This is a genomic window from Nocardia sp. CA-135398, assembly GCF_050955845.1.
Taxonomy (GTDB): domain Bacteria; phylum Actinomycetota; class Actinomycetes; order Mycobacteriales; family Mycobacteriaceae; genus Nocardia.
Genome location: NZ_CP192084.1, coordinates 3,644,509 through 3,657,523 on the forward strand (window position 1 = coordinate 3,644,509; position 13,015 = coordinate 3,657,523).

Annotated in this window: 10 protein-coding genes; 6 read left to right on the plus strand and 4 right to left on the minus strand. The window is 64.9% G+C overall.

Annotated elements, in window-relative coordinates; translation table 11 throughout:
• Positions 1–59 precede the first annotated feature (59 nt).
• Complete coding sequence (locus tag ACQP1T_RS16210; RefSeq protein WP_433761157.1) at positions 60–938, plus strand: ABC transporter ATP-binding protein; 879 nt, start codon at positions 60–62, stop codon at positions 936–938.
• The gene (locus ACQP1T_RS16215) at positions 935–2,122 is read left to right on the plus strand and encodes an ABC transporter permease (RefSeq protein WP_433761159.1); all 1,188 of its coding nucleotides are present in this window, start codon (positions 935–937) and stop codon (positions 2,120–2,122) included. Before ACQP1T_RS16210 ends, ACQP1T_RS16215 begins: the two co-directional genes overlap by 4 nt.
• A gap of 126 nt (positions 2,123–2,248) precedes the next feature.
• Here ACQP1T_RS16215 and ACQP1T_RS16220 read toward each other — a convergent pair whose 3' ends face one another.
• On the minus strand, positions 2,249–4,978 hold the full coding sequence (locus ACQP1T_RS16220; protein WP_433761161.1) for a discoidin domain-containing protein: 2,730 nt from the start codon (positions 4,976–4,978) through the stop codon (positions 2,249–2,251).
• A 157-nt stretch (positions 4,979–5,135) separates the two neighbouring features.
• Here ACQP1T_RS16220 and ACQP1T_RS16225 point away from each other — a divergent pair, with 157 nt between their 5' ends.
• A complete protein-coding gene (locus ACQP1T_RS16225) occupies positions 5,136–6,167 on the plus strand; it encodes an LLM class flavin-dependent oxidoreductase (protein ID WP_433761163.1) in 1,032 nt (343 codons plus the stop codon).
• Here the strand turns inward: ACQP1T_RS16225 and ACQP1T_RS16230 are convergent.
• The gene (locus tag ACQP1T_RS16230) at positions 6,128–7,180 is read right to left on the minus strand and encodes a fused (3R)-hydroxyacyl-ACP dehydratase subunits HadA/HadB (protein ID WP_433761165.1); all 1,053 of its coding nucleotides are present in this window, start codon (positions 7,178–7,180) and stop codon (positions 6,128–6,130) included. The genes ACQP1T_RS16225 and ACQP1T_RS16230 overlap by 40 nt on opposite strands.
• 31 nt (positions 7,181–7,211) lie before the next feature.
• Positions 7,212–7,850, minus strand: coding sequence for a YdcF family protein (locus tag ACQP1T_RS16235; protein ID WP_433761167.1), 639 nt, complete (start codon positions 7,848–7,850; stop codon positions 7,212–7,214).
• 337 nt (positions 7,851–8,187) lie between these two features.
• Here ACQP1T_RS16235 and ACQP1T_RS16240 point away from each other — a divergent pair, with 337 nt between their 5' ends.
• Both ACQP1T_RS16240 and ACQP1T_RS16245 read left to right on the plus strand, forming a co-directional pair.
• Positions 8,188–9,396, plus strand: a complete 1,209-nt coding sequence (locus ACQP1T_RS16240) for an esterase/lipase family protein (protein WP_433761168.1) — start codon at positions 8,188–8,190, stop codon at positions 9,394–9,396.
• A gap of 354 nt (positions 9,397–9,750) precedes the next feature.
• Complete coding sequence (locus ACQP1T_RS16245; protein WP_433761169.1) at positions 9,751–10,551, plus strand: VOC family protein; 801 nt, start codon at positions 9,751–9,753, stop codon at positions 10,549–10,551.
• Between the two features lie 274 nt (positions 10,552–10,825).
• On the opposite strand, the gene ACQP1T_RS16250 is transcribed toward ACQP1T_RS16245, so the two are convergent.
• On the minus strand, positions 10,826–12,019 hold the full coding sequence (locus ACQP1T_RS16250; RefSeq protein WP_433761172.1) for a cytochrome P450: 1,194 nt from the start codon (positions 12,017–12,019) through the stop codon (positions 10,826–10,828).
• 186 nt (positions 12,020–12,205) lie between these two features.
• Here ACQP1T_RS16250 and ACQP1T_RS16255 point away from each other — a divergent pair, with 186 nt between their 5' ends.
• A complete protein-coding gene (locus ACQP1T_RS16255; RefSeq protein WP_433761173.1) occupies positions 12,206–12,682 on the plus strand; it encodes a hypothetical protein in 477 nt (158 codons plus the stop codon).
• Positions 12,683–13,015 lie beyond the last annotated feature (333 nt).

Genomic DNA, 13,015 nt, shown 5'->3' on the forward strand with positions numbered 1-13,015 from the left:
CCTTGCCTCGGTCTGCCGCGTCGGTAGGGTTGGGACAAATCGACGCCAACGGAGATTCGATGCTGGAAGTCGCGCACCTGGTGCGCCGGTTCGGGGACAAGGTGGCGGTAGACGATGTGTCGTTTCCGGTGCTGCCCGGTGCGCTGACCGGATTCGTCGGCGCCAATGGCGCGGGTAAGACCACGACGATGCGAATGATCATGGGGGTATTGGCGATTCACGGCGGGGAGGTCCGGTGGCGGGGGCGGCCGGTGACCGTCGCGGATCGACGTTCGTTCGGCTATATGCCCGAGGAACGCGGCCTGTATCCGAAGCAGCCGGTGCTCGATCAGCTCGTCTACCTCGCGCGGCTGCGCGGACAATCGGCCACCGAAGCCAAGAGGCATGCGGTCGAACTATTGGATCGGTTCACGCTCGGGGATCGTGGGAAAGACAAGCTGGAGTCGCTTTCGCTCGGTAACCAGCAGCGCGTGCAGATCGCGGCGGCGGTGATCGCCGAACCGGATGTGTTGATACTCGACGAGCCGTTCTCCGGTCTCGATCCGGTCGCCGTCGATTCGATGGCGTCTCTGCTGCGGGAATATGCGGCCCAGGGGGTGCCGGTGCTGTTCTCCTCGCATCAGCTGGATCTGGTCGAGCGGTTGTGCGATCAGTTGGTGATCCTCGCGGCCGGTCGGGTGGTTGGGCAGGGTGCGGTCGAGGAGTTGCGTGCGGCGGGCGGGACGCGCTACCGGTTGGTGCTCGGCGGGGATTCCGGGTGGCTCGATGCGTTCGCCGGGGTGCGCGTGCTCGAGCGCAATGGGTCGGGTGTGCTGTTGGAACTGACCGGTGCGAGCACCGATGAATTGCTCACCGAGGCGTTGGCGCACGGTTCGGTCCGGGAGTTGGCCGAGGTACGGCCGTCGGTGGCGGAGGTCTATCGGGAGGTGACGGCATGAGGGAGGAGTCCGCGCCGCGCGGGGTGTGGCGGATCGTCGCCGAGCGTGAGGTCGTGGTGAAGTTGCGCGACCGGAACTTTCTCATCTCCACCGTTATCACCATTGTGGCGATTGTGGCGTCGCTGGCCATCAGCGGATACGTCAGTAGCCGAACCGACAAGGTCGAGGTCGCGATCACGGGGTCGGGTGCGGATCAGATCATCGCGACCGCGAACAGTCTTGCCGAAAGTGCCGATAAGAATGTCACTTTCACGCCGCATCCGCAGGCCGATGCGGCCTCTGTGGAGCGACAGGTCCGTGACGATGCGGTCGATGTCGGTTTGGTGCCCATCGGGTCGGGCGAGTGGCGATTGGTCGGCAAAGCTGGGCAAGACGAGAATGCCGCGACATTTCTGACGGGGGCGGTCCGGCAGATTGCGGTGCAGCGCAATGCGATCGCCGCTGGCACCTCGATGGAGGCTTTGAGTCGCGGTGGCGCGGTCGCCTACGATCTGCTCGAGCCCTCCGCAGTCGATCCCGGTCTGGCGAAGGTGGTTTCCATTGTCTTCGCATTCCTGTTCTATATGGCCTCGTTACTGTTCGGCATGTCCATCGCGCAGAGCGTGATCGAGGAGAAACAGAACCGCATCGTGGAAATCCTGGCCAGTGCGATTCCATTGCGGCAGTTGCTGATCGGGAAGGTGGTGGGTAATACGGTCATGGCCTTCGGACAGCTCGCGCTCTTCGTCGGCGCCGGGCTGATCGGTTTGGCATGCACCGGCAAGGGCGACCAGGTGAGCGAAATCGCCAGTGCCGCAGGCTGGTTCATCGTCTTCTTCGTCGTCGGGTTCCTGGCTCTTGCCAGCCTGTGGGCGGTCGCCGGATCGCTGGCGACCCGCAGCGAGGACATCCAGTCCACCTCGACACCGTTGTCATTGCTCATCATGGCGGTGCTGTTCGCCGGAATCTTCCTGTCCGGCACCGCTCGGGTGGTCGCGTCCTATGTGCCCTTGGTCTCCATTGTCGCCATGCCCGCCCGCCTGGCCGAAGGCACCGCGTCCTGGTGGGAACCGCTGATAGCCCTGGCCCTCATGGCGGCCGCGACCTACGGGATCGTTGTCATCGCGGAGAAGATCTACCGCCGCTCCCTGATGCAAACCCAAGGGCGACTGACAATCCGACAGGCGCTGAAGATACAGGACTGACCGCCGCGCTGCCCACGGCATGCCATTGAACAGATGACCACCAGGTACTGATGTTATCGGTCTCTCGGCCGACGCCGCCACCGATGCATGGTGATCATCTGACCAGCTGTGCCCCGGGGGCGCGGGTCAGGTTCGGGGGCCGGTGATTTCGAGTTCTCGGAGGGTGGGGTGGGGAGTGGGGGTTGTTAGTTCTAGGCGGATGTAGCGGGTGGAGAGGGTGGTGGGAAGGGAGCCGGTGGCGGGGTCGGGGGTGATCGGGGTCCAGGTGTGGTTGTCGGGGGAGGTGGTGAAGGTGGTTGGGGTGGGGGTGGTCCAGTGCGGGAGGATGCGGTCGATATGGGTTTCCCGGCCGAGGTCGACGGTGAGGGTGGCGGTGGCGGTGTTGGGGGACCAGCCGGTTGCTGGGGAACCGTCTACGGCGGCTTCGGCGTATTTGCCCGGCTCATCGGAGCTGGTGGTGACCGGTTTGCAGCGGGCGAGGTTATCGGTGGGGATGCGGTCGGGGCGGCGGGTCGGGATGGTCAGTTCGCTGTCGAGGAGGTGGGTTTCGGTATCGGTTCGGACTGGTAGCGGTTGGCCGTCGGTCAGGGTCAGTTCGGTTTCGTCGGGGCCGATGGTGGCGTCGAAAGTTCGGCCTTGCCAGTGGATTCCATGGATGGTGAGGCCGTCGGGGAATTCCGGTGGCAGGGTTGGCGCGATGCGGACCGCGTCGGTGTCGAAGCGCAGGCCGAGTAGGCCGTTGGTGAAGGTTTGCAGGAATCCGCCTGCCGCGGTGACGAATGTGAAGGCGGGCGCACCGGCGAGGGGATCCTTGGCTCCGACCTTGGCACCGCGAGCCTCCGCGAACTGGCCGAAGGGGGCGCGGACGAACGGGCGGGCGGCGCGTTCGATGAAGGTATCGGTGGCGCAGCCGGGGACGCCGAGTTTCGCCGCGTCTATGGCATGCACCGAATCGGTCATCGCCGGACCGTCGGGATCCGTGCGCTCAGAATAGTATGCGAGCACATTGGCCGCGACATCCGGCGGCATCGGCCAGTCCAACGGGTAGATGAGCAGCACGGTGTCGGCCTGTTTGATCGGAGTGCCTGTGTAGCCGTCGAATTGGACGAATATGCGCCGGTTGCCATCGAACGGCATGCGCAGACCATCGGCGATCAAGGTCCATTCGGGCGGGCGCGGTTCGCCCAGAATCTGCGCAGCGCTCGCGGCATTGCGCAGCGCGAGGGCAGCGACGGCATTGGTGTAGACCGCGTCGTTCACTCCGTTGCTGTACTCGTCGGGACCCGCGACATTGCGAATCGAGTAGCTGCCGTCTTCGTTGCGTGTCACCCGCGAGGCCCAGAATTCGGCGAGCGCGCGCATCACCGGCCAACCGCGTGCACGCAAGTACCCGGAGTCGCCGGTGGCCGCGTAGTACTGCCAGGCCGCCAGCGACGCATCTCCTTGCAGATGAATCTGAGTCAGGCAGTGCGGTGGGTCCCAGCTCTGGCATTCGTCGAGATCGCCATGGCTCGCGCTGGTCCACGGATAGAAAGCACCGCGGTAGCCGAGCCGCTTGGCATTGGCTTGCGCGGCGGGCAGGGTCCGAAAGCGGTAGTCCACGATAGATTTCGCCAATTCCGGTGCGAACTGGAGCAATCCGGGGAACGTCCAGATATCCGCATCCCAGAACACGGCGCCGCCGTAGTTGTCGCTGCTGAGCCCGACCGGCGAAATGCTGTTGTCCTGTTGCGGATTCGTGCTGGAGTACAGCGAATACAACGCACCGCGCGCCCAAGTCTGCACATCGGGCTGACCGGGCACCTCGACATCACCGCGCCACCGCGCCCGCCAGGCCGCGGATGTTTGCGAGAGCAGGTTCGCCCATCCCGTCCGCACCGCCCGCTGTGCCGCCTCGAATGCGCTCGCCGCCGGATCAGGCGAGGTGCGGGTGGTGTCGACCCCGACGAACTTCGTCAGCTGATACCTGCCGCCCTCGCGCACCGGAAACCGAACATCCTGGCGCGCAGTGAGATCGCGGCCTGCTGGCATCGGCTCGATCGCGTTCGAAGTGATCCCGGTCCCCGGCCGCAGCACGGAGACGATATCGCCGTCGACATCGGTGCCGTCGGTACGGAATCCGACTCGAATCGTGTCGTCATCGCGCGCGCCCACCTCGGACTGACCGACTCGTCGCGCACCGGCGCCGTCGACGAGATCGGAGACGACTATCTCGCCCGACCAATGCGGCGCCACCGTGACGTGCACCGCCCCGACATGCTGATCCGACTGGTCGGTGAGCACGTCGTAAACCAGATCGGTGGCCTTGCCATCGGGCGCGGTCCAGGTCAGCCGGGTCCGCACCAGCCCGCAGCGCAGGTGCAGCGTCTGCGCGAAATTCGAGATCTGAGCCGCCGGTGTGGCGGACGAATAGGTGTGCTCGCCGACACCGACCAACAATCCGGACCAGTTCGGAATGGCCGCGGCGACCTCGCGGTTATCGGCCACACCCGGGGTGTGTGCATAGAGGCCAGCGACGAAAGCGCCGTCGTATGCGGGCGTGTAGAGCGGCCAACCGGTCAGCTCATCGGTCGCGGTGTATCCCATGCCGTGCGGCGGCACGCGCAAGCCGAGATAGCCGTTGCCGACGAACGGATGCGCATCGATCGGCACCTCCACCTGATCGTTCGACGGCGCCCAGCCGGGAGCCGATGCCAATGGGTCGTCCGGACATGCGCCGCTCGCCACTCGATCGGTGTGACGCACCGTGACCAGCACCGCTGTCGCCGCCAACACGATCACAGCCGCGAGCGCGATACCCAACAGAATGGTGGTGCGACGGCTAACGCGTTGGAATAACTGGCCGATCCGGGACATTCGCGCCTCCACGTCGAGCTCGACGTTCGTGCCGAGCCGCGATACGCGTCGACGACCGCAGGACCGGCTACCGGTTTACGCAGGTGTGATTTTCCATTCTTCCATCCAGCACCATCCGCGCGTGGAATGCGGCGGGGTCCGGGGTGTTGACACAGATATGACTTCGGAACTCGATCAGGTGCGGTTTTCGATCCTGGATCGCTCCCGCGTCCGACGCGGACAGAGCCATCCGGAGGCACTGCGGGAGACCGTGGAGTTCGCCCGCCTGGCCGAGGATTGGGGATATCACCGGTTCTGGGTCTCGGAGCACCACAGTGTGCCTGGCGTCGCGGGCTCCGCTCCGACAGTACTGGCCGCGGCCGCGGCGGCGGCGACCTCGCGGATCCGAATCGGCACCGGCGGGGTGATGCTGCCGAACCATCAACCCTTGGTCGTCGCCGAGCAATTCGGGGTCTTGGAATCGCTGTATCCAGGCCGGATCGATATGGGGTTCGGTCGCTCGGTCGGCTTCACCGACGGCGTGCGACGGGCACTCGGACACGGCAAGAGCGATGCCGACGATTTCGATCAGCAACTCACCGATGTTCTCGAATACTTCGCTCGGGGCAAGGCAGGTGTGCACGCTTGGCCCGCGGAGGGGCTGCGAATACCCGCATTCCTGTTGGCAACTGGATCCGGCGCGCAACGGGCGGCACGTTTCGGCTTGCCGCTGGTCATCGCCTCGATCGCCGGACCGGACCGCATGGTCGAGGCGATCGAACGCTACCGCGCGCAATTCCGCGCGACGCCATGGGGAGCCGACCCGTATGTCGTCGTATCCGGTGCGGTCGTCATCGCCGATACCACCGAGGAAGCCCATCGGCTGTTGCTGCCGGAGGCGTGGTCGAGCGCGTATTCCCGTACGCGCGGCGAATTTCCGGTGTTGATTCCGCCCGTGGAGATCGAATCCATGACGATGACCGAGCGGGAACGTCGGATCTTCGACGAGGCGCTGCGCGACCATATCCACGGCACCGAGGACGAGGTCGCGGACGCATTGGAGGCGTTGGTCGCTCGCACCGGCGCGGACGAAATCCTGGTCCACACCAGCACTTACGATCGCCTCGCACGACTCGACTCACATCGCAGACTCGCTCGGTTGACGGGACTTCAATCCCGTTCAGGGAATAGGACTTCCGCGGCCGCGTAGCCGAAAAGTCTACGGCCGTGCGCCCTTGCGTCCAGCGCTACAGTGGCCCGGCGGCGAGCCGGGTCGAGCGAGGTTATCCGGCCGCGGAATTCGATGGCGCTGGCCTGAAGTGGCGGAACATGCAGGTAGTGCGTGTAATGCGCGAACTGTGCGCGGAACCGGGTGGCGGCCGCCGGATCACCGAGCCAGCCACTGAGGTATCCGGCGGCCAGACCGAGTTTGAGCATGCCGGGGGCGACTACGGTCGGCAGACCGGTCGCGGTGGCGGCTTGCTCGCTGAACAGCACCGGATCGGCATCACCGGTCACCCCGGCGTAATTGACCAGATCACCGCGCGACAGATGAACGACCCGTGCCGGTAATTCCGTACCGACCGATAGGGATTCGAAATCGACTGTGGTGCACGGTATCCGAGGTGAGATCGGGGGCCCGATACCGTCGCCTTCGCGCGGAATGACGACACCGGGCGTAGGTGGCGCATCGGGCGAGTGCATCGCGATCCGGCCGATCCGCTCCGCCGATCCGGCGCTCTCGCGTCCGGTGCGCGCCAGCAGGGCCGTCGATCCGGTCTGCACCACCTCGCCGTGCTGATCGGTCAGTACGCTCTTGACCGCGAGCACGTCGTAGTCGGCGAACTGCTGGAATGATTCGAAATAGACATCACAAGTGATCCGGTCACCGGCGACCAGCGGCCTGCCGATATCGAGCACCTGGTCCGCGTGCAGAATCCGGTGTGCATCGTAGCCGGGGATGAGGGTATCGAGTATTTCGCGATGGACCCGCAGCAGGATTATCGAGGCGAATGTCGGCGGGGCGATCAACCCGCCGAAGCCGAGCTGTGCGGCGGCCTCCTCATTCCAATGCGCGGGGTGGAAATCCTGTATCGCGCGGGCGAATTCACGGATCTTTTCCCGCCCGACCTCATAAGCGGTGGCGGATCGATATCGATGGTCGAGTAACGCGCGGGCCTGGTCGGCGGGACCGGTAGCGGCGTCGACGGCGCTGTTATTCATATTCGCTCCTGTGTTGCTGAATGGGTGCGGTTCAGAATCTGGGCCCGAACTCCCAAACGAGCGGCGGTACCTTTTCCGGAGTGACAGTGGCGACGACGGCTACGCCCGCATCACCGAAAAGCGCTGCGGCCCGGTCGATATGGTCGGCCGAGGTCACCACGACCGCGTCGCGGGTGCCGATATCGTGCATGATTCGAGCCGATCGTTCGGCATTCTGTGCGGTGGACACCGCTTCGGGCTCGATATGGATGCGCTCGGCCGGAATGCCGTGCCCGATAAGCCAATCCGCCATCGCCTGCGCCTCGGTGACACCGTTGCGCGGATTACCGCCGGTCACGATGATCGGTGACAGCGGAGCCAGCAAGGCCTGCACATATCCCGCGTGCAGTCGACTGATCAACTCCGGTCGCATTCCGCCGTCGGGGAGCAGTCCGTACCCGAGCACCACGATCGCGGTCTGCGGCCCGCGGAAGCCGAGCGGCTGTGCCGACGGCGCGGGTTCGGTTGGCGGCCAACCGAACAGCGTCCCCCGCGGCTGCTCGGCGGAGCCACCCGGATCGGCGACCGCGGGCGGGCCGTGCACCAATGCCGCCGCCACCGTCGCGGCGCCGAGCAGGGTCCCCGCGGTCATCCGTAAGATGCCGCAGCCGAATTCGATCGGATCGAACATGGCAGCTCCACTCATTAGCCGTCGGGTGGCCGCCGACGGCGGGAAATCGTGGAACCATGGTCTTCCCGCATGCTCCGAATTCCTCGTGATCCATTGGTGATCTGGAGAATTCACCGAATTCGGTCGAGTGAATTGTGGCCGTCGCCGCGACACCGGAAAACCGTGATTGTGCCGCACCCCTAACGGGGACAAAGACGTTTGGTGAGGTATCCAGTTACGTTGCCGCCGCATGGGTTTCATCGGCACCCGGCTTTAGCGTTGGCGCAGTTTCAGTGCCGTCGACCGACATACCTCGGCGCTGCGACTCGAACGCTGACGTTCTCCAGGAAGGCATGTCATGAAACGAAGTAGATGCGGTCGGTCGGTCAGCGCCGCGGTGATGATGGGCGTCTCGGTGCTCACCATGAGCATGACCGGGGTCACAGCCAATGCGAATCCCGATCCGGCGCCCACGGAGCAGACACTGGCCGACTACATCGCCGCGGGCCGGAAGGCGGCGCCGGTCGCCGATTCCGGCAGCGCGGGTAGTTCGGGTTCGGCCTGTACCTCGGGCAGCGGTGCGGGATCGGGCAATGGCTCCGGTGATTGCTACGGTGGCTCCGGTAGCAGCTCTGGATCATCTGGCGGATACGCAAGTGACACAGTGGGTTACGGCCCGCCGATGACATCGTGGCTGGCAGCCTTCGGCTACGGCCTGCTGAATCCCGATGTCGCACCGCCCGGCACAAACGACTGGAACTGCAAGCCGACCGCCGAACATCCGCGCCCCGTGATCGCACTGCACGGCACATGGATGAACGCCTACAACGGATTCGCCTATATGGGCCAGCCGATGAAGGATGCGGGCTTCTGCGTCTTCACCTTCAACTACGGTCGCTCGAACCTGCTGGAAGGCGGTGGGCTCGGATCGGTGCTACCCGGCGTGATGGGCACCGGGTACATCCAGGATTCGGCCAAACAGGTCGCGGCCTTCGTCGATCGAGTACTCGCGGCGACCGGTGCCTCCGAGGTCGATCTCGTCGCTCACTCCCAGGGCGGCTCGATGGCCAACTGGTACACCAAGTTCGAGGGCGGTGCTGCCAAGGTGAAGAATCTGATCACCTTCGGCGCCACCCACCACGGCACCAGCCTCGACGGCATCGGCGCACTGGGCCGGGCCATCAATAACTTCGGTATCGACATTCTCGGCTTCATCGAGATCTTCGTCGGTCACGCGGGCATCCAGCAGACCATCGGCTCGGATTTCGTGAACCAGCTCAATGCGAACGGCGACACCATTCCGGGCGTCGACTACACGGTGGTGGGCACTCGCTACGACGAGGTCACCAACCCCTACGACCTGACCTTCTTGAAGGCGGGCCCGGGGGTGACCGTCCACAACATCACCCTCCAGGACGGATGTGAACAGGACCTGTCCGACCACCTGACGATCATGTACTCGCCGCGGGCCCTGTCGATCGCGCTCAACGCGCTCGACCCGGCCGCGCATCCGAATCTGGAATGCGCCTTCAACCCGTGGTTGATCGGAGGTGGCGGCAAGCTTTGACATCCGAGTAGACGTGCACCGCGGCCGGACAGGACGAACCCTGACTCCCCGAGCCTGTCCGGCGGGTGCGCCCACCGCCGCGCGCCCCCGTTTCGGCGAAGCGGATTCCTACCCCGCATCTGTTTCCCGGTCGGTGTCGGCGCGTGGCGGCCTGCCCACCGGGCCGATTCCGCACAATCGGCCCGGTGGGCATTCGGATGTCCGAACCCGTTGCAGTAACCGTTCGGCGAACTCCAGGACACCGGCCGGAGATGCTGGTTCACTACTAGACGGCAGTGTGATCGGCATCATCCCGGGTGGGATCGGTACGCCCGCCCGCGACCGCAGGCAACCGACGAGTGAACGGAGATACCGATGCCTGTTCGAAGCACACCTTGGTCCGAGGGCACCCCGTGTTGGGTCGATTGCCAGGTCGACGACCCGGTGAAGGCGAGCGAGTTCTACGCCGGTCTGTTCGGCTGGTCCATCGAGAGTGGTGGGGACGAGGCGGGCGGATATTTGATGGGGTTGAAGGGCGGGGACGCGGTAGCCGGAATCGGTCCCAAACCGCAGGCCGAGATGCCCTCGGTCTGGACGACCTACTTCGCCGCCGATGATGCCGACGCGATCGCCGAGCGGGTGGGCGCGGCGGGCGGCCAAATCGTCATGCCCCCATTCGACGTGCTCGACGCGGGGCGCATGTTCATCGGAATCGACACCGTCGGTGCGGCATTCGGCATCTGGCAGGCCCGTGCGCACAACGGCGCCGCGGTCCACAACGAGCACGGCGCCTACTGCTGGAACGAACTGCACACCCGCCAGCTCGATACCGCGAAGAAGTTCTACGCCGATGTCTTCGGCTTCACCTACGCCGACGTCGGCGACGGCAAGAACATGATCTACGCGATGTTCACCCCGCGCGGCGGCGAACAGTCCGTCGGCGGTATGAACGACGACACCGTGATGCCCGGCGAACCTCAGCCCAGCTACTGGCTGACCTGGTTCCAGTTCGACGATGTCGACGCCGGGGTAACGCGGGCTTCCGAACTCGGCGCGCGGGTGCTGATGCCCGCCTCCGACTCACCGGCTGGCCGGATGGCGATGGTCGCGGCGCCGCAGGGCGAGATGTTCGGACTCATCGACACCAATGTGACGGTGGGGGAGATGCCGCAGTAACCAGTAACGCCGGGACGAGGGCTGGGCGTACGCGTGGAAACCAGCCGGGGTGTCGACCGCGATTTGTCGCCACCCCGGCTTGATTCATTTCATAAACGCAACTGGTCAGCTCGCCGAGGAGCATCGCTGGAAGCGATCGGGCCGACGGTGACTCAGTGCTGTGCTCTGGGGGCCGGTGCCTCGAGCACTGTGTCGCCATGGGTTTCGAGGGTCGCCGCGGGGTCGCGCCAGAAGGCGGTGACGAGGACGGCCAGCAGATCGGGTGTTCGAGATACTATGGCGCGAACAGGATTTCGCTGTGTCGGGGTGGGGCTGTGGTCGCGTAGCGGACCTGCTGATTGCCGGGCCGCGTGCGCTGCCATCGGCTGAACTTTTGGACGAGTACCGCGATGGACAGGGCTCCGGTGAGCAATGCCAGGGGTTCGCCGATGCATTTGCGTTTGCCGGTGCCGAAAGGTAGGCGGGCGGGTCCGAGTGCGATGAACAGTTGGTCGCCCGCACGCAGGTGGTGACCGGCCAATACAGTGTCGGCCGCTACGTTGCGGAAGATGAGTGGGAACGAAGGCCGTTGCGCCGCAACGTCACCGAAAAGCGATGTCAGCAGGGGCAACCGGGGCAGGTCCGCTGCGTCCGGTAGTCGGTTGCCGAGCGCTTGTCCGACTTCGGCCCGCAATCGGGCCAGCTCCGTGGGATTGTCCGCCAGCCGCACGCATGTCCACGCCTGAGCGCACGCGGTGCTGTCGAAACCCGCCATCAAGTGGCTCATCACCTGATCGCGTATCCGCGGAACCGGTAGTTCCGGACGTGCCTGCAGCAGATGTCCGAGCAGGTCGCCGTCGGAGTCGCCGGTCGCACGCCGCCGGTCGATGATGGCATTGACCTCGGTGTCCATGGCCGCGATGGCGCGCTGGTAGCGGCCGCCGCCGATCCGGAACCACTGCTTGCGCTGACTGTCGAAGATCGGCTGCGCCAGGCGAATCAGTCTCGCGCAGTCGATGGCCTGACCGAAAAGATGTTGTGCCAGCAGTTCGACGTTGAGCAGTTTGAATTCGGTGAATACGTCGACACCTCGGTGCGGGCTCCAGGTTTCGATGCGGTCGATCAGCCGACGAACGTTCTCATGCGCGAGCGGCGCCAGATTACTTGCCGCGAACGCGGGATTGGTGTGTTCGCGCAGGGACCGCCAGGTGTGCGGATCGTTGACAGCGAACAACCCCTCGTCGCCTGTCGCCTTGCGGATGATCCGGTAGATCGGGCCGCCCTTGTCGAATTCTCCTGCGCCGGTGCGCAGCACATGGTCGACGAGATCGAAGTCGCTGATCAGCCAAGACCGCCCCGGCAACGGCAGTCGGACGCGGATGATCCCGCCATTGCGCTGCGCCCGCCCGATCAGCGCGGCCGCAAGATCACGGTCGGCAATGGCCTGACGCCAACCGATATCGGCTCGAACTCCGTTGGGCACAACCATGCCACTCCTCAGCCGGATCTGCATCGTGGCCAGCTCGAAGCCCGAGACGAGTTGGGTGGAAGCCCGAACGCCCGGACCTGACCGACATCGTCAGCGACGCATGGCAATTCTACCGTGCCGTCAATCGAGTGCCCTGACGCTGAACCGCGCATTGACCAATGATGTGCACGTGCATATCATGTGCATATGCTTACTAATTTCGGTGGCGGCATCCCAGATGAAGACAGCCACGGCGCGTCCCAAGAACACCCGTTTTCGCGTGGCACCGTGCTCATGCCTTGGCAAGCCGGACCGCTCGAAGGAATTTCCGGGCCGGTCTTCGTCAGCGTGACCGATTTCCTGACCACCTCCAGATCCGAGGTTCAACTCGTCTACGAGACCGGTTTGGACCTCGGTCGAACCTGGCCGGTGATGCACGGCGCCGTCGGCTTGTGGCTGTGGGGCAGGCCATCGGAGTTCCGCGGTGGCTCGATCTCCGTATGGGAGACCGAGGCGGATATGAGGCGATTTGTCCGATGGCCTGTCCATGCCGAGATCGTGCGGAAATGGCGGCGCCGTGTCCGGATCGCTACCGACTCATGGGAGGCCGCGCAGTTCGATGCGACCCAGATATGGGCACGGTCACGGGATACGCTCGAGCAACCGCACCGTCATGCGCCATGATCAGTTCTCGCCGCCAGTGGTAGCGATGATCGTTTGCTGACGCGGATCTTCGTGCCCCGGCTCAGGTTGAAGGGCCACTGGGTCAGGCGATCCTCGGCGCGCGACTCGTATGGCTGCCGAAAATCGATACATCCTGCTTGTTATGTCGTGTCCCTAGCCGGTATCGAGCGCCTTCGTGAGGTGTCCAGACCATCTCGGTCCCTGCGGGCGGTCGAGTTGCACGGTTCTAGCGTTGGCGCAGTTCAGGTGCCGTCGAGCAGTGTGGCGGTTCGAAAACACCGTGATCGTGCAGGAGGGTGGGCGATGAAGCCAGCTAGGAGCGTTCGGTTGTGA

What these genes read in the sequence shown, in the direction of transcription:
- ACQP1T_RS16210 (WP_433761157.1), top strand. Translation starts at nt 60, where the DNA reads ATGCTGGAAGTCGCGCACCTGGTGCGCCGGTTCGGGGACAAGGTGGCG.
- ACQP1T_RS16215 (WP_433761159.1), top strand. Translation starts at nt 935, where the DNA reads ATGAGGGAGGAGTCCGCGCCGCGCGGGGTGTGGCGGATCGTCGCCGAG.
- ACQP1T_RS16220 (WP_433761161.1), bottom strand. Translation starts at nt 4,978, where the DNA reads ATGTCCCGGATCGGCCAGTTATTCCAACGCGTTAGCCGTCGCACCACC.
- ACQP1T_RS16225 (WP_433761163.1), top strand. Translation starts at nt 5,136, where the DNA reads ATGACTTCGGAACTCGATCAGGTGCGGTTTTCGATCCTGGATCGCTCC.
- ACQP1T_RS16230 (WP_433761165.1), bottom strand. Translation starts at nt 7,180, where the DNA reads ATGAATAACAGCGCCGTCGACGCCGCTACCGGTCCCGCCGACCAGGCC.
- ACQP1T_RS16235 (WP_433761167.1), bottom strand. Translation starts at nt 7,850, where the DNA reads ATGTTCGATCCGATCGAATTCGGCTGCGGCATCTTACGGATGACCGCG.
- ACQP1T_RS16240 (WP_433761168.1), top strand. Translation starts at nt 8,188, where the DNA reads ATGAAACGAAGTAGATGCGGTCGGTCGGTCAGCGCCGCGGTGATGATG.
- ACQP1T_RS16245 (WP_433761169.1), top strand. Translation starts at nt 9,751, where the DNA reads ATGCCTGTTCGAAGCACACCTTGGTCCGAGGGCACCCCGTGTTGGGTC.
- ACQP1T_RS16250 (WP_433761172.1), bottom strand. Translation starts at nt 12,019, where the DNA reads ATGGTTGTGCCCAACGGAGTTCGAGCCGATATCGGTTGGCGTCAGGCC.
- ACQP1T_RS16255 (WP_433761173.1), top strand. Translation starts at nt 12,206, where the DNA reads ATGCTTACTAATTTCGGTGGCGGCATCCCAGATGAAGACAGCCACGGC.